Source organism: Rhodopirellula sp. J20-39, assembly GCF_057365095.1.
Map to the genome: position 1 here is coordinate 6,945,751 of NZ_CP195123.1, position 20,862 is coordinate 6,966,612.

The following is a 20,862-nucleotide window of genomic DNA, read 5'->3' on the forward strand; positions in this document are numbered from 1 at the left end:
CGGTGCCGCGCACCAATGACTCGCTTGGTGCTGTGCACCACCCCGACCAATCAAACAACCACGGGACATCGACGATTGATTCCCACGGCCATGCTTTTTCAAGGCCAAACTTTCCGGTCTCACCCCAACTATCGGAAGAATGGTCTCCCTTCCGCCAGCAAAAGGGAGAGCCGCTGCCCACTCAGACCGGTCGCTCAACGAACAACTTAGCAAATTGGTGCGTTCTTTGCTAAGGATTTCAACCTCCTTGGCAAGACTGCCAATTTGCAAACCGCGATCATCGTCATCGTTCTCGCATTCAAGTTCCCTACTTTCACACCGGAGACTCTTAGCCATGCAGAAGCAATGGAAGCGAATCAGCCTCGTCCTGGGAATCGCCTGGATCGGCACCCTCGTTGGCGGACTCCTCGTCAGCCTGCCTCAACACTCACAACGCCAAGTTTTCGCCGATCAGGAATTTCGTGAACGGGCCGCAACGCAAAATCTGAACACCGCTCAAGATCTATCCAGTGCGTTTCGCACTGTCGCCGAAGCGATGCGTCCCAGCGTCGTCAGTATCAGCACCAAAACCGACGTTCGCGCCCGCCTAAGAAACTTGCCGCCGAACTTGCGGCGTCAATTACCCCCCGGTTTCGAACAACAGTTTGAACAAAACGGACGAGGCAACCGAAACCCTCAACCACAGCAACAAGGGCAGGGCAGTGGGGTTATCGTTCGCAACGATGGCTACATTTTGACGAATAACCACGTTGTCGAAGGCGCCGACATCGTGACCGTCGAAATGAACGACGGCACGAAAGTCGACGCCGAGATCGTTGGCACCGATCCCGAAACCGACTTGGCCGTTCTAAAAATCGAGCGTAACAACCTGCACGCTGTCCCCTTTGGCGACAGCGATGCGATCCGGGTTGGTGACTGGGTGTTAGCGATTGGCAGCCCCTTCGGTCTGGACCAAACCGTCACCGCCGGCATCATCAGCGGCAAGAATCGAGTGCAAGGGATTGTCGACGGCGGTCGCGGCTTCGAAGATTTCTTGCAAACCGATGCGGCGATTAACCCTGGCAACTCTGGCGGTCCGCTAGTCAACTTGCGTGGCGAATTGGTTGGCATCAATACCGCGATTCTATCTCGCTCCGGCGCTAGCGCCGGTATCGGATTCGCCATCCCTGTCCAACTCGCTCGCCCCGTCATGACATCGATTATTGAAAACGGTGAAGTGCGCCGCGGATTCTTGGGTGCCCAAGTTGCCGATTTGACGCCTGAAATTGTCGAAGAGTTTGCATTGAAGGTTCAAGAAGGCGCGCTGATTCGTGGCGTTTTGGAAAACCAGCCTGCTGCGAACGCAGGTCTGCAACCTGGCGATGTGATCGTTTCCACCGATGGACGTCCGGTCACGACGAGCTCACGATTGGTTAACTACATTGCCAGCCGTCCACCAGGCGAAAGCGTTCAAATGGTCATTAACCGCGATGGGCGAATCATGAACGTGACCGTCAATCTTCAAGAGCGTACCGACCAAGCGATGGCCATGTTCGGCAAAGGCAACGCCCTCGGCGCCGAACTGGAACCTGTCACACCGCAATCGGCTGAACGCTATGGCTACTCGGACCTAGAGGGCGGCCTGATCGTGACCAGTGTCGACGACGAAGGCATCGCTGCGGACGGCGGCTTGCAAGTCGGTGACGTGCTGGAAGCAGCTGGCGGACAGCCAATTAACTCGGTTCCTCAATTGACGCAAATCTTCAACGAAGCCCAACGCCAACAGGTACCGCTTCGAGTAGTCGTCCGTCGTGGCAACACACGGATCCTACTGGTCATCCGCTAGTCAACCGACAGTAACGACTAGCAACCGGATACTTGCACTTGGTCGAGGCGCTCACCAGCGTCTCGACCAAGTGCCGTGCTGTCATCCCTGTCGTTCCGTTGAACCCGGCGAATTCACCACCTTTCAAGCCACACACTGAATGGCTTCACCAACACGGTTCTTTTTCGAACCGACTGAAACGATCGGTGACAAACCCAGACTCACTTAGCCTCTGCTAAGGCCTGCACAAACAAGCGATCGTTTTTGCTTAACTTAGTCACCGGAACCTGCACCTCTTTGCCATTGGATAGCCGCAACCGGACTTCCGCGGCTTTCGCATCCAACAACAAAGCGTCGATCTGACGTTTGCCGGAAGAATCAAACCAGTATCGACGAATCTCGGCATCTTCATTGCGTGTCGACGCGGCTCGCACCAGAAACCGGGTGAGCTCCTCACTAGGAATCGCAAACCCCGCTCCTTCGATGCTTCCCTTAAGCACCACGAGCCCAATCACAAGCCCGCTCGAATCGAACATGGGTGCGCCGCTGGAGCCAGGATTGACAGCCGCGGAAGTCTGAATCAGCGACGCACCATCGATTTCACGCATTGCGTTACTGACAATCCCTTCGGTCATCGTATGCGAAAGAATCGTGCGTCCCAGACCTGGGTTTGCGATGATGGTCACTCGCTCACCGCTCTCGACGGGTGTCAACGGTGCTAAACGGACGGGTCGCATCGGCGCACTTGGCGACACTTCTAATAACGCAAGGTCTTCTTGCTCGTCAACAAGAACTCTTTGAGCAGGTACACGCACCGTTTCCGAATCACCTTGAATCGAAACACGGATCTCGCCGTCGCCGGAGACGCAATGCGCACAAGTCAGAATGTAACCGTTGGCTCCAACAACGAAACCTGAACCGTTGCCTTCGTCCGTCTCGACCACAACCACTGATCGACTAAACCAACGGCCAATATCCTTTGCACTCATCGCTTTTCCCACACCTCCACGCAAGGAACTCAATTCACGCAGCGGCACCGCTTTCTTCGATTTCGCAGGCTCTGGCTTCGATGTTCCCGCACCACTCGCCTGCATGCGAATCGAGGGCGAACTCCGCCGACGCTCGTCTTCGCTTAGTTCCAGATCCAGCCGGTAAAGATAGTCTCCGCCGCTGGTACTTGTATGCGAAATCAGATACCGACCGTCGGCTGAAAAATAGAGATGCTTTCCCTCGCCCTGCGTTCCGCCTGGTGGCAACTTCAGTTTGCCAGGCATCTCCTTACCACTATCAACATCGACCAATCGCGGAACCCCCGTTGGACCTTGCAGAATCGCGGCGAAATTCAACGACGGATGAAATGCGAAATCATTCGATTCGGTTGTTTCAGTTTGTACCGTAACAGGGACCTCAGTAAAGTCTCGCAGATTGTAAATCTTACAAAGTTTACTCTGGGGAACGGCAGCGACTTTCTTTCCGTCCGATGAAATCCGGAGCCCGTTGGCAGCACTGTAAGCTTCGGTCAGTATCTCTTCACCTTCGGGCCAACCGGACGAGTTGAGTCGATAACGCAACAGCCAAATGATGTATCCGTAGTCCGGAATCACATGCAATCGCCCGGGGTTCGCTAGTAGCCTGGATCCACGTCGATAGGAATCGGTGTAGCCGGCGATTAAGTACTTGCCCTGGGCGTCAATCGACAATTCGCTACCGATCAAGTCGATCGACTCTCGTCCCTTGCCGCTTTTTTCGTCGATCACCATGATTCGGCTGCCAGGAATTTCATCAAACGAATGCCGGTACGAGACATAGCAAATCTGATTGCGTGGATGGGCTACTAAATCGATAAGATGCCCCTTGGGCAGTGGAATAGACTTTTCCGATCGCCAAGTCTTGCGGTTAACTAATTCAAGCTGATTCTGGTCTTTGTAAATAACAATGAAGTAACTTTTACGGGCGGCAAGTCGATGAATCGGATACGGCAACTGTCCTTGTGACAAGATCGTGGTTCCATCCGATCCTAGAGTCACCACATGCGAACCTTTCACAACCACCGTTCCGCTGCGGTCGTAGTCCGGTAGACTTTGCATTCCGCCACTGGGCATCTGCACCAAAACGTCACTCATACGAATGAACTTTTCTGGACTTCCGGTTGGCAAGCCGGCAGGGCTGCTTCCGCTCAAGCCGACCAATCCAAGCTTAAAGTTGTGAAAAACTTCTTGCCCGGACGCATCTGAAACCGAGACAAGAATGCTGGCTTCCGGCTGAACTACGTCCTGCGGGACTTGCCAGCTAATTTTTCCGTCTGCGGAAACCTGCATTCCTTTTGGTCCAGATGCCAACTCAAACTTGACCTCCCCTCGTTTCGATTTGACTTCCACTTGGTATTCGAAGCGAGATCCTGGCGAAACGGTATTCGGCGGTCGCGAAGTGACCAGCAGGAAATCAACCTCCGATTCTTCCAGCGTCTCATCCAGATCAAACCGTGTCACCACCAGCTGATCATTCGATTCTGGAATGGAAATAATCGTCTTGGAAGCGGGGACGAAGTACAAACGTTTATCGATCGGAAGATCTTGCCTGTTACTACGTTCGGGCACATATACCGAAAGTTTTTCAGGGGACAACTTCACTATCGGCCGATCATCACCGGTCATGTGCAGACTCAGCTTTGCCTGTTTTTCGCCTCGATCCTTACGCACAACCAAGTAGTATTTTCCTTGGACCGCTGGGATATACGACCGGGTAAGGCTGGGCTCTGGTTTCGCCAGTGATTTCAGTTCATTGGTAAACAGGCCATGATCGGTGAACAACACACTCCCATCGTCACTTGGCAAGATATTCCCAACCGATTGATGTTCATGAAAAGCTTGAGCGGAGTTTCCCAACAACATCAAGCTATTGAATCCAGTAGGCGACACCCCTTCTTTCCAATGGGTCACGACCTGGCCATTCGCAGACACTCGCAACCGATGCCCCATGTCATTGTTTTGCCCCCCACTCACGGCCATCGCAATAGGACGAAGTTTCTTCAGGTCATAGAACTTCCCCGTACCACGATAGCGACCTTTCGTGACTGCAACGATCGGCCCTTGCGATGCATTCCCCATCGCAATCGCCTGCAGATCGTCCTCGCAGGCAACGGACAATTCGCATTTAAAATCGCTCAAACGCCAACGACTTAGGGTCCCCGCATTCCCTTGATAAACGACTACGTGATCCGCGCCGCCGGCAAACAACAAGTCATCGTCGTTGGCCGGAAGATACTTCACAATTCTGGTAGCCTCGCCATCGTACACGGCAAGCTTTCGCATCGATCTCAGATGCATAATTAGAAATCGCCCACCACCAGCAAGTTGGACGTCACCAATAGTGCTAGGCAACTTCACCACTCGTTTTCCCTCCTTCGCCAACGAAAGGTTCCGGCTGGCGTTTGGAGTTAACGATGGCTTGGCTACACTCGGCTTGGGTCCCGGGCTGTTGCTCGCGACAGCAGACGGGACGACAGCAATGTCTCCCTGTTTAACAGGTGATATCTTGAACGTATGAAACGTGTCCTTCCCGAACTCATTTGATACTGTTGTGATCACGTGATGGATTTCCTCGGTCCGGCGAGGTGCCTTCCAAGAAATCTTGCCTGTCGGCGACATTTCCATGCCCTCCGGCCCTGAGTTCAGCTCGAACCGTATTCCGCCGTGCTTGTTGATGGTCCTAAGCTGATACTCAAAAACTCGTCCCGGAACATACCCTGTTGGCGGCTGCGATGTCACAAAGAGATAGTCAATCCCTGCATCATCCAGGACATCTTGAAACACGAAATCACGTACAACCAACTGATCTTCCGTCTTGGGAATGGATATCAATTTGTTGTAATTCGGGGCGAGCATGAGTCGCTGATCAAGGGTCAATTTCAAATTATTTCTTGCAAACTCATCATCACGTGACGTGGCCAAATCCACGTCGTTGATCGTGTGAAAAGGCGTCTCATCACCTGGGAAATGAAACCCAACCTTCGTTACCTCGCTACCCATCTCGAGGATCGTCATATAGCTAGCGCCATGTAGTGCAGGCACAACGCTCTTACCACGATTTTGATCGCCAGTGACAAGGCTCGGACGATTGGTCTTGATTCCATGTGCGGTAAACATTTTGCTACCGTCAGGACTCGGCACGACATAACCAACCGTGTCGTGGGCATAAAACGTTTCCGCACTATTGCCCGACAAAAACAAAGTCAAAAATCCCGCTGGGGATGATTTCCCCCGCCATGATCCAAACACGGATCCATTGGACGCAGCGCGGACACGACTCGATGTAGAGAGGTTGCCGGCTTGAGCATATTTCAGTTCCACGCCGAGTGGCTGGAAGCTCTTGACATCATAGAACTCAACGCTGCCATAATTGTGCGAGCTTCCGCCATTCGCAATAACCATCAGCGGACCATTGGACGCGGCACCCATCGCCAAACTGATCACTGGATCGTCCGATGGCAATCTTGTGGTAATTTCCCGTTCCAGAGTGTGCAAGTCGTATCGCTGGATAATTCCCTTGTCACCAAGCGACACAATCAGTTTGGTCATGTTCGCGGCGTAAGTCAGTGAATCATCGGCGACCGGAATGAACTTGGTGACTTTGCCTGCCGCGACGTCGTAAATGGCCAATTGTCTTTGTTGCTTCAGGTGCAACACAATGAATTGACCGCCCCCACCGACCACCACGTTCTCAATCGTGCCAGGAAGTTTGACAGTGTGTTTATCAGCATTCGCCGCCGAGGTAGCTACGAAAACTGCAAAAATCAAAAGACAAGCAATACGATCAACGAAATTGCGCACGGATTCATTCCTAAGCTGAATAAGTTGCGTGATCGACATCAAAACAAGACGTCTGCGACAAGGAGCTCACCAGGATAATCGAATCGGCGACGACATTCAGCATCGCTACGATGACTCAGCGCCGCTACGATCACATTGCGTGATTGCCCCGTTTGTTCCAAACGGAACAAACTCGCATCACTGCATTTCAACGACGACTAAGCATCGCTCATCCGGTCCGCAACCTCGGCAAGGGAATCCACTAAGTGCTGGGCGGTCATCCCCACCGCGCTAACGCGACGAGCCGCTTTATCGCCGGCCAGACCGTGCACCCAAACACCTAAGCGGGCTGCATCCCAACCAGACAGCCCTTGCCCCAGCAAGGACGTGATGATGCCAGTCAGCACATCACCGCTCCCGCCGGTTGCCATGCCGGGATTGCCAGTCGTGTTGATGTAGTCGTGCCCCCCAGTCCCCCGACACCCGGTATCGCAACCACTCACCACGCGAGTGGGGCCACCCTTGATAACAAGGGTGATCCCGAATCGGTTAGCCAGCTCAATCGCGGCTTCATCCTGACTCTCCGGTTCACTCACGGGCACTCCTACCAGCCGAGCGAGCTCACCTCGATGCGGCGTCAACACGATCCCCGCGTTGTCCTGGTGACGAACCAACAGCGACCCGTCCAACCAGCCCTGTTGCGAGATCACGTTCAACGCATCCGCATCGACCACCAGCGGCTTGGACTTCTCACCGAGTAACCCCTCCACGATGGCGACGCTGCCATTGCCGGTCGACATGCCCGGTCCAACCCCCACCGCGTCTTGCCTGGAAAGCTGCTTTCTCAATTGCGGCCAGGCATTGGTGCTGAACACGCCATGGCAATCGGCCATGGGCAGGGTCATGATCGCAGGATGAAAACAGGCCACCGTTTCCAAGATACAGTCTGGTATCGCCGCGCTTACCAAGCCAGATCCACTGTGCAGTGCGGCAATCGACGACAACGCAATCGAGCCCGCCATCCCACGCGAACCGCCAACCAGCATCACGCGTCCAAATGTCCCCTTGTGAGAATCGGACAATCGAGAGGGCAGGGCAGTGGGGGGCGAAGAACTCATGATTCTCTCAGTAGCGTCTGCTTGATGGAGAAGTCGTAGCTTCGAATCCTATTCTGACTTAGCCGCGACCCAACCGCTAACGATCAAACCAGCGAGGTAGCCACCTTTGAATCCGGCATCGATGTTAACGACCGCGACATTGGCAGCACACGAACTGAGCATCCCCATCAACGGAGTCAGCCCGCTGAGGTTCGCTCCGTAACCTGTGCTTGTCGGCACCGCGATGACCATCGATGCGATATGCCCGGCCACCGCCGCGGGCAGGGCACCTTCCATCCCAGCGATGACCACGACTGCCGCCGCTTGCCTCAATTCAGCAACGGCCGACAATAATCGCTGAGGCCCCGCGACGCCAATATCCTCAAACCGTCGACAGGGGACTTTCATCCACGCCAACGTCTCAGCCGCTTCTTCAGCGACGGCGGCATCAGTGCTTCCAGCAGTGACAACCGCCACATGCGGTTTCGTGCCGTCAACAGGCAAAACGTCCAGGGATTCACTCGTTCGGCCAATCCGCATCGTCCGGGCTGACGGGTGGTGATGCGAGAATTCAAAATGGCGACGAACCTGTGCCGCGGCGGTCGGCTCGATTCGGGTAATCAAACAATCTTGCCCCGCATCCAATTGAGCCTGAGCAATTCGCTGAATTAACTCCGTCGATTTTCCCTCGCCATAAATCACCTCGCCAAACCCGCAACGAGCCAGTCGTCCCAGATCGACAACGGCTCCATCAACTTTGGCGAGCCGAGACTGATCCGCGGCCGTCACATCCGAAGGCAAAACGCCCGCCGTTATCCCGCCAACAGCACCGCCATCGGTTCCACCAGCGACCGCCGTTGACTCGGCAATCTTCTTTGCGGTGGCCTCAATGCTCACCTGCCCTTGGGCGAGATCGCCCAAGATTTTCATCAGTGTGGGATCCAGTTCGTTCATGATTGAGTGACCGCCGTGGCGTTTCTTCCGATTGAGTCGGGACTTCGACAGACCAAGGCTTGCGTCTTTGCCGCCTGACAACTTAAATGCGAGCCGGTAAAGATAGACGATTGCCCTAATTATTTGGAAGCTGAGCTAGAATGAAAAGTTGTGTGTTGGCCTATTCGGGTGGATTGGATACCTCAGTAATTCTCGGCTGGTTGCAAGATCAGGGCTACGAAGTTCACTGCGTTTACGTTGACCTGGGTCAACCTTGCGAAGATCGCGACGCAATTATGGAAAAGGCTCACACGTGTGGCGCCAAGTCGGCCCGCTTGGTAGACGTTCGCGAAGAGCTCTGCCGCGACTTCGCCTTCCCCGTATTAGCTTGGCAGGCCAAATACGAGCAAATCTACCTATTGGGCACGTCCATTGCCCGCCCTCTGATCAGCAAGGTCATGCTGGAAGTCGCTCGTGAAGTCGGTGCGACCGCTTACGCCCACGGAGCAACTGGGAAGGGCAATGACCAATGTCGCTTCCAGTTGGCTGCCGAATCGCTCGACCCTAGCATCGAAATGATCGCTCCGTGGCGAATCAAGTCCTTCCGCGACGCGTTCCCGGGCCGTACCGAGCTGATCGAATACTGCGACGCCAAACGGATCCCCGTCAAAGCATCCACGTCTAAGCCATACAGCAGCGACGAAAACGTTCTGCACATTTCCTACGAAGCCGGCCAACTCGAAGAACTGACCATCAACGGAGTCGAACTGGTCGACTTCGGAATGGGTGTCTCGCCTCAAGATGCCCCCGACAAGCCCGAAGAAGTCACCATCGGCTTCGAAGCAGGCGTGCCAATCACATTGAATGGCAACAAAGTCAGCGCCCTGGAAATGGTTGAGCAACTCAACATCATCGCCGGACGCAACGGGGTAGGGCGGATCGACATGGTCGAGAACCGTTTTGTCGGTATGAAGAGTCGTGGCGTTTACGAATCACCCGGCATGACCGTGCTGTACGACGCGTTGATGAACGTCGAACAACTGACCATGGACCGTGACCTAATGCACTTGCGAGATCGACTCGCACCGGAAGTGGCCGAAATGGTTTACTACGGCTTCTGGTATGCACCCAAGATGGACGCTCTGTTCAAGTTCATCAAGGAAGCTCAAAAGAACACAACCGGCGAAGTGACCCTGCAACTCTACAAGGGCAACATCATGGTTGCCTCACGTCAAAGTCCTAACAGTCTTTACGACGAAGAGATCGCGACCATGGAAGGCGGCGGCACCTACAACCAGGACGATGCTGAAGGCTTCTTGCGAATCATGGGACTACCATCCCGCGTGCAAGGCCGCGTGACACCGCGACAGTTCTAGAACTGACGCTTCTTGCCTCTTTAGAGCAGATGCTGTTCACATCAATTTGACCGGTGGCGTTCACCTTGATCGACCACCGGCATGTTGCTTCAGTTCCCAAGGCAGTCGCGATCATGATTCGACTGCCAACGAACAACCGTCTAATCCAAGACATCATCCGTTAGCGGCTCGCCACCTCGCGGCGTGACCAACGCATTGATCGTCATCGCTGGCGTGGACTCCGCTAAAAAGTGGCCGCGACCATCAACGGTCACGACGCATACACCGCCTTCGGTCACTCCGCCAAAGTCGGATCCATTGCTCGAGTTGATCTTGCCGCCCGCCGTGATCACGTCCAGATCCACCGGCTCGGTCCAACTGCTGGCCTCGCGAGCCTCAACACATAGGATCGTCTTCGCAGCGCCGTCGCTGACCTGCTTTGGGCCCAACGGCCCTGATGCCGGAAACAACGTGCCACTTCCGGTAACCAAGTGATACACCGTGTCGGTAGCCCAGCCCTGCGAAGTGGAGTGTCGGTAGACCGCTGGCATCTCCTGATAACTCAACATCTGATTTTCGCCGGAATCCCACCGCTCGTTCAAATTAAACCGATCAAACAACTCCTCTTCGCCGAGATACGGCAATATTTGAACCCGCCACGACAACACCGGCTTGCCGCCTTTACCCAAGATCGCCGGGGCAGGGTAGGTACCATGGTCAGCCGCATAGGCGTTCAGCGCCGAGGCAATCTTTTCCAGGTTGCGAATGCTGGCCATCCGCTCCCGCCCCACTCGCACGCGTTGAGCGGCCGATCCGCCCACTCGAGCAATGGCGATCACCGCCGCACCCACGATCAACAACAACATTACCGCCGCCACGACCCAGGCGACCGAACGCTTTCGTTTAGGCGATGATCCAGCTACCGCAGCCCTGGATGGACTACCACCGCCGACAGCCCCGTTCCCGGTACGGGGAGCAAAGTCAGGTAACTGAATCTGCCGGCCACAAACAACGCATTCGCCAGACTGACCGCTGAAGTCATCCTCGACCTCAGTACGGGTTTGGCAGTGTGGGCAAGTAAACAGATAAGACATACGATTAACGCTGAACGAACAAAAACCTAAACCATTGCGACGACCGCAGCCGAATGACCGGCGACACCCGCATCCCAAGATTGAAACGGGGCAGGGCGGGGCGGTTCGGGCCGCACCCTCAGTTCCTTACTTCCGCTCTTACTAATCTTAACGAGAACCCACCGTGAAGGTGATCCTGCAGCGTACTGAAAATGCAAGCGTTCGCGTCGACGGGAAAGTCGTCGGTCAGATCGACCATGGATTAGTGGCATTGGTTGGCATTGCCCATGGAGACACGCCGGAAATTGTCGCAGCGATTGCAAACAAGACCGCCCAGCTTCGCATTTTCAATGACGATAACGGCAAGATGAATCGCAGCGTCCTCGACACTGGCGGCGGCATCCTCGCAATCAGCCAATTCACTTTGCTTGCCGATTGCCGCAAAGGCAGACGTCCGGCATTCACCGGCGCTGCCGAGCCTGGTATCGCCAAGGCACTTTATGAACTTTATGCCAACACACTACGAAACAGCGGCGTGCCTGTTCAGTGCGGAATCTTCGCCGCCGACATGAAGGTCTCACTCATCAACGATGGCCCCGTCACGATCGCCTTAGACTCCGATGAAATCTGCCGAACCAAGCCGGAGACGACACCAAGCTAGACTTCCGTCTTCGCTGCGATTTCGACTACTCGGTTGAGCGTGCCAAATCAGTAGGGCAGGGCAGGGGAGATAGCTCGCGGATCGGCAACTCGGTGCTGCAACTGATACGGCTGCTGCCATTGCTGCGGCGGACTCGACGGTGCCTGCTGCCAAGGACTCGGCGCTGGCACGTAAGGCGACGACTGTGTTGGAAAACCTTGACCCGGCACAGCGTTCTGACCCGGCGCAGCGTTCTGGCCCGGTACATAGTTCTGGCTAGGTGCAAAGTTTTGACCCGGTGCTAAATTTTGACCCGGTGCAACATTTTGGTTTGGCGGGTACCCCTGACCAGAGAAGAATCCTGCCCCAGGTGCATAGCCTTGCCCAGGGACACCGCCTGGAATCTCGCCGGTCGTCTCTTGCGTGGTCACCGCCGGATCGGTTTTCCAAGGTAGCGAAAAAGACGGATAAGAACCTGAACTTGGAAGCGTGTATTGCTCACGATCCAGACGAGTCCGTTGACGCAGCCGATCCAGGATCCCGTGGTCTCCATAAGCGACATAGATCAGCAACGCGAGCTTTGCATACACGCTTACATTGGCCGCCCAACTGTTTCCAAAAAACTTCAATGCCGTGCCAAAGGACTTCTTAACTCGGAAACGTCCACTACTGAAATCGAGGCTCCAGATTTCATCAAGCATCAAATGCGTCATGAAGCCAACAAAGACAGCCAACGATTTGTAAACCCGGATTGCTTCACTCGGACACGGCATCAATAGATAGGCAACCATCCCCGATACGACCGCAGCGGGAATGCTATGCCACATTCCACGATGGACCGTGTAGCGACGAAAAAACTCAACCGCAACAAACCGGATGGCGACGTAAACCAACATCGCCGCCAAAGCCATCGACTCGTGCGACAACCCCATGTCCTGCCAGCGATCCATCATCAACATCGGCGCTGTCGCAGCCAGAAACAAACTGGTCTCACGCAGCGGCACCCCGGTATCGCTATCAAGGTCCGGCAACATCCCCGCCACGCTGCAAAGACCACCAGCCAGCAACGCACTTTCCAGCGACATGCCTTGGTCCACGACGCCCCAATAACCGTAGGCGACACCCACCATCGTGCTAGTCGATATGTGGGTTTTAAATCCGGCCACAGGAACAATTAAAACGGCTAGAGGTCAAATCAAGTAAGTCAAAGCGAAGTTGTCTTTGCCGCCTATCGCTTTGCGAAAGCACGACGAAACGTCTCGTGACCTGCGTCATACCCAACTCGGCACGAATTCGGTCCGGTGTCATAGGAAGGGAGTAGGGCAGGGCGGTCGGAAATTTTCGAGATCCGACCCCTCGCCCATACCAGTTTGGGAGCCGCTGAAGCTAGTTCAAAATTTTTGATCTACGCCCTACTCTGCCAATTCTGCTAAAAGCGAATTCCCAGCACATACGAAGATCCCAACCCAAGAATCCTTTCTTCCCAAATCGTCACCGTGCAGACTTACGACATCATCATGGCCGTCGTCCTGATCGGTGCGATGATTCTTGGTGCCGTCAAAGGCTTTGCCTGGCAACTCGCTTCAATCGCATCGATCGTTGTCAGTTACGCAGTCGCTTATCACTACCGAGAACCGTTTAGCCAAAATATCCATGCGGCACCGCCATGGAACCGTTTCCTGGCAATGCTGATTTTGTACATCGGAACGTCCTTAGTGATCTGGGTCGCTTTCCGGATGATCAGCGGAACAATCGATCGGATGAAGCTGAAGGAATTTGACCGCCAAGTCGGCGCGCTGTTCGGACTCGGCAAAGGCGCCATCCTCTGCACATTGATCACACTCTTCGCTGTCACACTTTTCGGCGATTCAGTCCGCGACACCATCGTGGGCAGTCGATCCGGCCGTTGGATCGCTCGCTTGCTTGACCAATCCGACGTGATCATGCCAGACGAACTCGCACCGGTCGTTCGCCCGTATCTGGAGAATTTCGATTCTCAATTCGAACCCAAATCCGCCGGCCAATCTTGGTTCAGCGAAGCACCCCAAATTCAGCCAGCGACTCGCTTTCCAGCCTGGTCACCCGAGACTCCAACATCTCGCCTAATGCAGCAGGGCACCGACATGAGCGCGCCTGCAATCCAGCAATGGCAGCAAGCTACATCGCCAGCACCTTGGCAAAGATAAGAGGCCGATGACGCACCTGCGGTTGATCGATTAGCTACATCGCTCGGCAAAACTTTCGCAGCGTCAGATGGACATTGCCCAATGATCGCTCAGCGAAATTTGACCAGCCGCACCGACGCCAGGGCAGCCCGGTTCTCGGGAGCCCAGCTAAAGCGAACGCTCAGGCACCCCTCAGGCACCCACGAAAAACGAAAACGCAAAAACGCCTGAAACAAGGGTTTTACGCACCCTGAATACAACATAAGGGGCATTATCGGACGTTGCGGGGCGGTCGATTCCCGCCCTGCTTTCTGCAGCCGATCGCTGCACGCTCATCCAACCGACCAACAGCCGACCCACATGCGGCGGCGCCAAACAACATCACGGCGAGCCGTTCGGCACTGCGAACGGCGGCGCAGAATTGAGATTTCAAATCGACGCCGCGGCGAACTCCGCAGCGACCATCGATGGCGGTCAACGAACTCACGCAACGACCGCGGAAGCTTCGACCGCGTCTTCTAAGAACACGCCGATGCGGCGGTACTTGTCGTACCGCTGGGCGACCATCTCATCGACCGGCATCGACTCCAATTGAGTGAGCTGGCGAGACAGATAAGTCTTCATCCGCGAAGCCATTTGATGGTGGTCGCGATGAGCGCCGCCGAGTGGTTCTTCGAGCACATCATCGACAATCCCGAGTCGCTTCAAATGGCTGCTCGTGAAGCGAAGCGCGGCGGCGGCCTTTGGTGCGTGTTCGTGGCTTTTCCACAAAATACCCGCACAACCCTCAGGACTGATCACGCTGTAATACGCGTGCTGCATAACGGCTACGCGATCTCCAACGCCAATACCCAACGCACCGCCTGAGCCGCCTTCTCCGATCACAACACAAATGATGGGCGTTTTCAGCCGACTCATCATAAACATGCTTTCCGCGATCACTTGAGCTTGACCGCGTTCCTCGGCTCCGATCCCTGGATACGCACCCGGCGTGTCAATGAAACAAATGATCGGCAGCTTGTACTTTTCAGCCAATCGCATCTTGATCATCGCCTTGCGATAGCCTTCCGGGTGCGCACAACCGAAATGACACGCCGCTCGCTCTTTGTAGGTCCGTCCTTTTTGGTGGCCGACCACCATGACTTTGAAACGATCCAGCTTGGCGAACCCGGTCAACATCGCACGGTCATCGCCAAAGTGCTTGTCGCCGTGCAATTCGACGAATTCGTCAAAAGCCAGATTCAGGTAATCTCGCGAATAAGGACGATTCTTATGACGGGCCACTTGAACGGTTTGCCAAGGATCCAACGATGAATACGTTTCCTTCAGCTTGGTAACTCGCGCAAGTCGCAACGATCGAATCGCAGATTCAATCTCAGCGTTTCGGTCCGTTGTTCGTTCGAGCGAAGCGATCTTGTCTTCTAGATCCGCAATCTCGTTTTCAAATTCCAGTCCTGGTCCAGCCATCGTTTCTTTTCCTCGTGTGTGTCTTGTATTAGTTGCTGCCGCGGTCTGAGCGTTGCCAATCGACAACCATGCAAACCGATCAGCTATTTCCGCTGGAGCGTTTCACCATGTCGTCAGCCGTTCGCACTCCGCCGACGTCATCAAAGACGCTCTCCTCAGGAATCCGTGGCCGCTTGCGCCAAGTTTCGATCGCGCGATACTCTTTCAAGAATTCCCAAACTGACGCAGGCCGATCCTCTTGTTTCTTGGCCATCATCCGCTTGATCAATCCGGCCAGTTCGCTGGTCACGTTATTGTTGTGAGCCACTGCGCTGGGGATCGATGCGGAAATGTGTTTCGAAAGCAGATCGTTGGGTGTCTGGCCGGTGTACGGCGGCTTGCCCGTGACCAATTCAAAGACGACGCAGCCAAACGAATAAATATCGCTTCGCTCGTCGCATAGTTTTCCGCGGATCTGTTCGGGGGCCATGTAACTACGCGTCCCCTGAACCGTCTTCGCTTTGTAGAACAGCTTGCTGATCCCGGTCCGCTTGGGTTCCGCGATCGTGAAGTCAATCAGCTTGGTCTCACCATCTCGGGCAACCAAATAATTGTCCGGTTTGATATCGCGATGAATCCAATTCTTGGTGTGCATGTAGTACAAGCCCTCGGCAGCTTGTTCCACAATCTTGTCAACCATAAACCCCAGCGACTCAGGTCCCTTGCGAAGTGCCTGTTTCATGTTCAATTCGCTGAACAATTCCAGCACCAAGAACGGGCGTCCCTTGTCGCTGACGAAATCAACCACCTTGATAATTCGCGGGCTAGCCAAAGCTTTGCCGACATTGAACTCGTGTTTCAGCAACGCCAACTCGTTCTTGTCGTCCGCGCAACTAGACCGCAACACCTTCAACGCGTACTTCTTTTTCTGCATGTCGGTGTCGTCGACCGCTTCCCATACCTCCGCCGTCGAACCGATACGAATCAGCCGAGAGAGCCGGTAAGGGCCGAGAAAATCGCGAGATTTGGACATCGGGCAGGCAACGGGGCAAGCGAGGATCGCAACGGTCAGGCAAAAGGATTGGGTTGTATGATAATCCAAGCCCGCCCACGACAGGAACCCCGAGCTGGGTTCTATCCCGAGATACCCAACCAGGGAAAAGCCTCAGTTTTCGCGTCCGCACGCTATCAAAATGCTCTGAATCGGGAACGTTCCGCAACAATCGAAATGGCCTCACCCCCTGCGGTGACTTTTTCGCAACCGCCCTGCCCTCACCCGGCTTCTGGCTCCGGCATCCAGTTTCGCTTTTCGTAGCTGGACGACACTTGCCGCCATTCACCAATCAGCCCATCCGCCGCTGGCTTAGCGGCGGACGGGCCTCAACCACTCAGTCCGCCGATTGGCTGGCGACATCAAACTGTGCCACTGCCTTCCGCAGCGAATCTTGAGTATCGGCCGCATTCGTCGCCCCGGATCCGGATTCTGCATTGCCCGAAGACGAAGCAAACGTTGCACTGACCTCTGATCCCGTCGCGGCCGATGGAGCCAGATCGCCATGTGAAGGAGCGATCCCTGTACTGGGCACAACCTGGTTGGTCGGCGCTTGATTGGGCGCCGATTGGACAGGTGCATCACTAACCGGAATCACCGCAGCGATCAAAGGAATATCGCACGCCTTGAACGTTTTCAGATTGTTGCCTTCGTCGGTCTCAAACAGCTCATCGAAACTATCGATCGCCACGATCACTCGCTGGAAACCGATCACCTGACCATTTCGATTTCCCATCGCGAGTGCTTCGATCGGCAAGGTCACTTCGACTTGGAAGGCTTCGCCGGGCTGAATCTTTTCAACCTTAACAGTCGATTGCGGCGAGTGTGGAAACAAGCGGCCTAAAGTCGCGGCCACCGTGACATGAAAGTCTTCGACACATCGAGTGCTGTTGTTCGAAACGACAACAGCGAACTTGGGTCCACATGACGAATCGGTCACCTCGAACTGCTGCACATCAGCGATGCACAGATCACCGACTTCGTCAGCCGATACGAGTGTGCTGCCGTAGTGCGACGACAATACGGGCGGGTGATAAAAGCCTTGCCCCTGACAGGCAACGACACAGATAGTTAGCGAAGCGATTCCCATGATGACCAGCATCATGAATCGGGTAATGGTTTTTGAATGGTGCATGGGTTGGGTCTTTCAATTTGGAAGTCGAGCTTTGGAATAAAAAAAGCCCGTCTCCCCGATCACTCGAGGGTCCGGGCTTGAAGCGATCGGCACGACGATCCGTGCCTATCGCACTTGCGTCCGGGTCAGTTACCAGCAACCCCAGTAGTTGGTGTAGGTTGGGGTGTAGTAGCTGTAAGTCACTGGGGCGTAGGTGACCGGGGTGTAGCAGTACGAAGGAGAGTAGTAGCTATACGAGTGGTACCGAGGCGTGTAGTAAGAGGTGTAGTGTGTTCGGTAGCCATGGCTGCGATATCCATAGCTGTAGCTGGCTCGGCGATAGCAAGCTGCAACCGCTTCTTCGGATGAAGCCTCCTCACCGTCTTCATTGAGCAAGTCTTCGACGTCAGCAAGTCCGAACTCACTTTCATCCAAATCGGCTTCGTCGCCATCGGCAACGTTCTCGCTCGCCTCAGCCGCTGCCAAGCGGGTCAACAAATCTTCGTCAGCTCGTGCAGTAGCGGCAAAGCTGCAAACGGTAACGGCCAGAGCAACAGCAAACAGGTTTCGGCACAACATGGGTCTTTCTCCAGAAAGGTTTCTTCGTGCGGCTTTTAGATTCGGAAGCGAGTTCGCCGCGTTGGCTCGCTGCCGTTCGTCGTGTGACTAAGAAGCCAAGCGACAAGGAAACGAACTTGTTACCGACTTTCCAAAACTTTTCTGAATTCGTTTTTCAGCTCGCTGCTCGAACGCCCCTGAGATCGCCCGCTAAATCGCACTGCATAGGAATAGGGATGTAACAACACCCTGAATTCCTCGCTTGGAAAGTCATGGCCCAGTAAGCACGGGACATCGCATGGGACACAAGCATTCTCCGCTGACGACTCCCCTGCCCTGCTCCGCTGACTTCCGTCCACATCCCCCGCCACCTCTCAACATGCGAGACACTCCGATGCGTCAATCACTCACCATCTTCCTGGCCACGATTGCACTGGCCTATTCCGCTTCATCCGTCAAAGCGAACGATGATCTGTTTTCAGAGATCGCCATGGAATCGGTCTTCGCCAGCTCGTCGGCATCAACCAAAACTGACGTCATCAGCGAACCGTCCGACGCCTCGCCCGGCGAATCGGTGGGACGCGTTACCAGCCTTAACACACTGTTCTCGATTGCCACTCGCATCGACACTGAAGCAAAGCAGCAATCGGACGCGGTCCAAATGAACGCCCGGCAAGACGGGTGGCGATTCCCAACCCGGATCAACGTCGACATCGAAAACGATCAACTCGTTTTCCAACTAGGCCTCGTGACCCTCGACAGCAAGACGCCGGCAACCGCAGCAGCCAACGAAATCTTGCTGAAACTGCTGTCCTCGGGCAGTCCCCAGAAACGTGCATTCTTCGCTTTCTCGCCCGCTACACGGCAATTGGTCGTTCGCGGCACCCTGTCGAACCGAAACGTCACCACGGCTCGATTGTCGGAACGGCTTACTGAACTCGCTTCTCTGGCCGCGGCACATTCCGATTCCTGGGCCCAGCTCAAACCGAGCTCCACTGAAAAACCCACCACCTCCCCTGCCCCGGCTTCCAAAGCGGCCACCCAGCCCACTGTTTCCCCTGGCACTTCGCTGCCATCTAGTGTTTCGCTGCCACCTGATATTTCGTTGGCCGGCACATGGTCAGCGACGCCTATTACCGGTGAGGTCTATGCGATCGCGTTCGCGGATGGCTCAGCAGGAAAAACCACTGGCACCTTTAAGCTAGTGCATCTCAAGGCTGGAAAATCAACAACATCCGCCGGTGATTTCCAACTCAACAACAAACAATTGACGCTCTCGTCCAAAGGCAGCTCGCCTTTAACAAGCGAGATCCAAGCAACGGATGCAGATCAGTTCACCATGCAAATTGGAACGGCCAGCGTTCTGTTTCGCCGCCAGAAGTAGGCGTTTGCAGGCCAAATGGCCAGCTTGAGCTGCTTTCACCCAATCCGGCTGTAACACATCGCCGCCCACTCCGCTAAGTAATTCATTGACAACTCCGTTGTCTCCAACCAACAACCGAACGTCACACCGTCGACCGCCCACAGTCATCCAAGCCCGAGGAAGTCCCATGTTCCGAAACCTTCCCAACTGCATCGCCCTTCCCAACTGCATCGCTCTGCTCACTATCCTGACCACGTCCTCGGTCAGCCTCGCTGGCAACAACTACAAAAAAGTGTTGCCCTCGACGACCTGGATCATCACAGCGGATGGCGAAGACAAAACGTCCACCGGAACCGGAGTCTTCATCGACCAAGAGCGAAAACTCGTCCTAACCAACGCTCACGTGGTCGGCGATAGCCGCACTGCGGTCGTCTTTTTCCCTGAAATCAAGAACGGCCAACCGTCGGTCAAACGCAAACGCTACCTCGACAAGGTCGTTGATTTGGCCCAGCCCGGCAAAATCGTCGCGGTAGACCGGAAGCTGGACTTGGCGTTGATTGAGCTGGGCAGCGTTCCCGAGCGAGCCAAAGCAATCGAACTGGCCTCCGAAAGCGCGAGCCCAGGAGATCAGGTGGATTTGATCGGCAATCCAGGCGGATCCGACATTCTCTGGGCGTACACCTCCGGCACCGTCCGATTGGTCTACGACAAGAAATTCAAGTCAGACCACGGCGAGCACGAGTTCCGAGTCGTCGAAACCCAAACGCCCATCAAGCCAGGCGACAGCGGCGGCCCCGTCGTCAACGAAGACGGAAAGCTGATCGCGATCGCCCAATCGTTCTCGCCCACCATGAACCTGGTCAGCTATTGCGTGGACATTTCTGACATCAAAGCATTCGTCGCCAGCCCTTGGAAGGCCGCTCCGTTGTCGACCAAAGCGATCCTGGTCAACGCCAACGTTGACCACGAATTGCACTCTACCGGACACTACGAAGTCAAACGCGAACTCAGCTCGGGAAGCACCCAATCGGTCTTCGTATCCAAAGATACCGAGTACTTTCAGCGGGCGGACGTCCGCAAAGTTTGGTCGCTCGTTTCGGTCGATAAAACGCCGCCCAACGAAGCCTTGCTAATGCGACTGATGCGTCAAAGCTCCGCCACCAAAATCGGCGGCTGGGCCGTCGAGAAGAACGGAAACGATGAGTACATGATCCTTTACGTCGCCAAACTCGACGCCACCGCCTCCGGCCAAGCGGTCGACGGAACGATTGAATACGTCGCCCGAATTGCAGGAGCGATGAACGCCAAGCTCAACGTGAAAACGGAAAAGAAAACCGCCTCGCAAACGCTGGCATCGTGGCTCGCCCAGTAAACAATCGCACAACAAGCGTTCGCACAGAAGTCGCCCAGAATGGCTTTGACAGTGGCTCAGGCAGTGGCTCGACCCCAAACCAC

General features: G+C 55.1%; 15 protein-coding genes. 6 read left to right on the forward strand and 9 right to left on the reverse strand.

Annotated elements, in window-relative coordinates:
- Positions 1–334 precede the first annotated feature (334 nt).
- Positions 335–1,825, forward strand: a complete 1,491-nt coding sequence (locus ACR3ZL_RS25385) for a Do family serine endopeptidase (protein WP_473650310.1) — start codon at positions 335–337, stop codon at positions 1,823–1,825.
- A 200-nt stretch (positions 1,826–2,025) separates the two neighbouring features.
- Here ACR3ZL_RS25385 and ACR3ZL_RS25390 read toward each other — a convergent pair whose 3' ends face one another.
- The 3 genes from ACR3ZL_RS25390 to larB all read right to left on the reverse strand — a co-directional run bounded on the left by ACR3ZL_RS25390 (position 2,026) and on the right by larB (position 8,663).
- Positions 2,026–6,633, reverse strand: coding sequence for a trypsin-like peptidase domain-containing protein (locus ACR3ZL_RS25390; RefSeq protein ID WP_473650309.1), 4,608 nt, complete (start codon positions 6,631–6,633; stop codon positions 2,026–2,028).
- Between the two features lie 197 nt (positions 6,634–6,830).
- The gene (locus ACR3ZL_RS25395; RefSeq protein WP_473650308.1) at positions 6,831–7,730 is read right to left on the reverse strand and encodes an NAD(P)H-hydrate dehydratase; all 900 of its coding nucleotides are present in this window, start codon (positions 7,728–7,730) and stop codon (positions 6,831–6,833) included.
- Positions 7,731–7,778: 48 nt separating this feature from the next.
- Positions 7,779–8,663, reverse strand: a complete 885-nt coding sequence (gene larB, locus ACR3ZL_RS25400) for a nickel pincer cofactor biosynthesis protein LarB (RefSeq protein ID WP_473650307.1) — start codon at positions 8,661–8,663, stop codon at positions 7,779–7,781.
- A 140-nt stretch (positions 8,664–8,803) separates the two neighbouring features.
- Here larB and ACR3ZL_RS25405 point away from each other — a divergent pair, with 140 nt between their 5' ends.
- Entirely contained in the window at positions 8,804–10,018 is a 1,215-nt protein-coding gene (locus tag ACR3ZL_RS25405; protein ID WP_473650306.1) for an argininosuccinate synthase, read from the forward strand.
- A gap of 140 nt (positions 10,019–10,158) precedes the next feature.
- Here the strand turns inward: ACR3ZL_RS25405 and ACR3ZL_RS25410 are convergent, their stop codons facing one another.
- Positions 10,159–11,091: a DUF1559 family PulG-like putative transporter gene (locus ACR3ZL_RS25410; protein WP_473650305.1), complete on the reverse strand. Its 933-nt coding sequence runs from the start codon at positions 11,089–11,091 to the stop codon at positions 10,159–10,161.
- A gap of 163 nt (positions 11,092–11,254) precedes the next feature.
- Here ACR3ZL_RS25410 and dtd point away from each other — a divergent pair, with 163 nt between their 5' ends.
- Positions 11,255–11,731, forward strand: a complete 477-nt coding sequence (gene dtd, locus ACR3ZL_RS25415) for a D-aminoacyl-tRNA deacylase (protein ID WP_473650304.1) — start codon at positions 11,255–11,257, stop codon at positions 11,729–11,731.
- A gap of 47 nt (positions 11,732–11,778) precedes the next feature.
- Here the strand turns inward: dtd and ACR3ZL_RS25420 are convergent, their stop codons facing one another.
- The gene (locus ACR3ZL_RS25420; protein WP_473650303.1) at positions 11,779–12,840 is read right to left on the reverse strand and encodes a metal-dependent hydrolase; all 1,062 of its coding nucleotides are present in this window, start codon (positions 12,838–12,840) and stop codon (positions 11,779–11,781) included.
- A gap of 366 nt (positions 12,841–13,206) precedes the next feature.
- Here ACR3ZL_RS25420 and ACR3ZL_RS25425 point away from each other — a divergent pair, with 366 nt between their 5' ends.
- Positions 13,207–13,896: a CvpA family protein gene (locus ACR3ZL_RS25425; protein ID WP_486173064.1), complete on the forward strand. Its 690-nt coding sequence runs from the start codon at positions 13,207–13,209 to the stop codon at positions 13,894–13,896.
- 462 nt (positions 13,897–14,358) lie between these two features.
- Here the strand turns inward: ACR3ZL_RS25425 and ACR3ZL_RS25430 are convergent, their stop codons facing one another.
- The 4 genes from ACR3ZL_RS25430 to ACR3ZL_RS25445 all read right to left on the reverse strand — a co-directional run bounded on the left by ACR3ZL_RS25430 (position 14,359) and on the right by ACR3ZL_RS25445 (position 18,065).
- Positions 14,359–15,342 carry an acetyl-CoA carboxylase carboxyltransferase subunit alpha gene (locus ACR3ZL_RS25430; RefSeq protein ID WP_486173065.1) on the reverse strand — a complete coding sequence of 328 codons (984 nt, stop codon included), beginning with the start codon at positions 15,340–15,342 and terminating at the stop codon, positions 14,359–14,361.
- Between the two features lie 79 nt (positions 15,343–15,421).
- Positions 15,422–16,354, reverse strand: coding sequence for a serine/threonine-protein kinase (locus tag ACR3ZL_RS25435; RefSeq protein ID WP_473650300.1), 933 nt, complete (start codon positions 16,352–16,354; stop codon positions 15,422–15,424).
- A 355-nt stretch (positions 16,355–16,709) separates the two neighbouring features.
- Positions 16,710–17,507 (reverse strand): hypothetical protein, encoded by a 798-nt coding sequence (locus tag ACR3ZL_RS25440; protein WP_473650299.1) that lies wholly within the window; start codon positions 17,505–17,507, stop codon positions 16,710–16,712.
- Between the two features lie 129 nt (positions 17,508–17,636).
- The gene (locus ACR3ZL_RS25445) at positions 17,637–18,065 is read right to left on the reverse strand and encodes a hypothetical protein (protein ID WP_473650298.1); all 429 of its coding nucleotides are present in this window, start codon (positions 18,063–18,065) and stop codon (positions 17,637–17,639) included.
- 373 nt (positions 18,066–18,438) lie between these two features.
- On the opposite strand from ACR3ZL_RS25445, the gene ACR3ZL_RS25450 reads away from it, so the two are divergent.
- Together ACR3ZL_RS25450 and ACR3ZL_RS25455 are read left to right on the forward strand one after the other, a co-directional pair.
- A complete protein-coding gene (locus tag ACR3ZL_RS25450; protein ID WP_473650297.1) occupies positions 18,439–19,428 on the forward strand; it encodes a hypothetical protein in 990 nt (329 codons plus the stop codon).
- 166 nt (positions 19,429–19,594) lie between these two features.
- On the forward strand, positions 19,595–20,779 hold the full coding sequence (locus ACR3ZL_RS25455; RefSeq protein WP_473650296.1) for a S1 family peptidase: 1,185 nt from the start codon (positions 19,595–19,597) through the stop codon (positions 20,777–20,779).
- Positions 20,780–20,862: the final 83 nt, after the last annotated feature.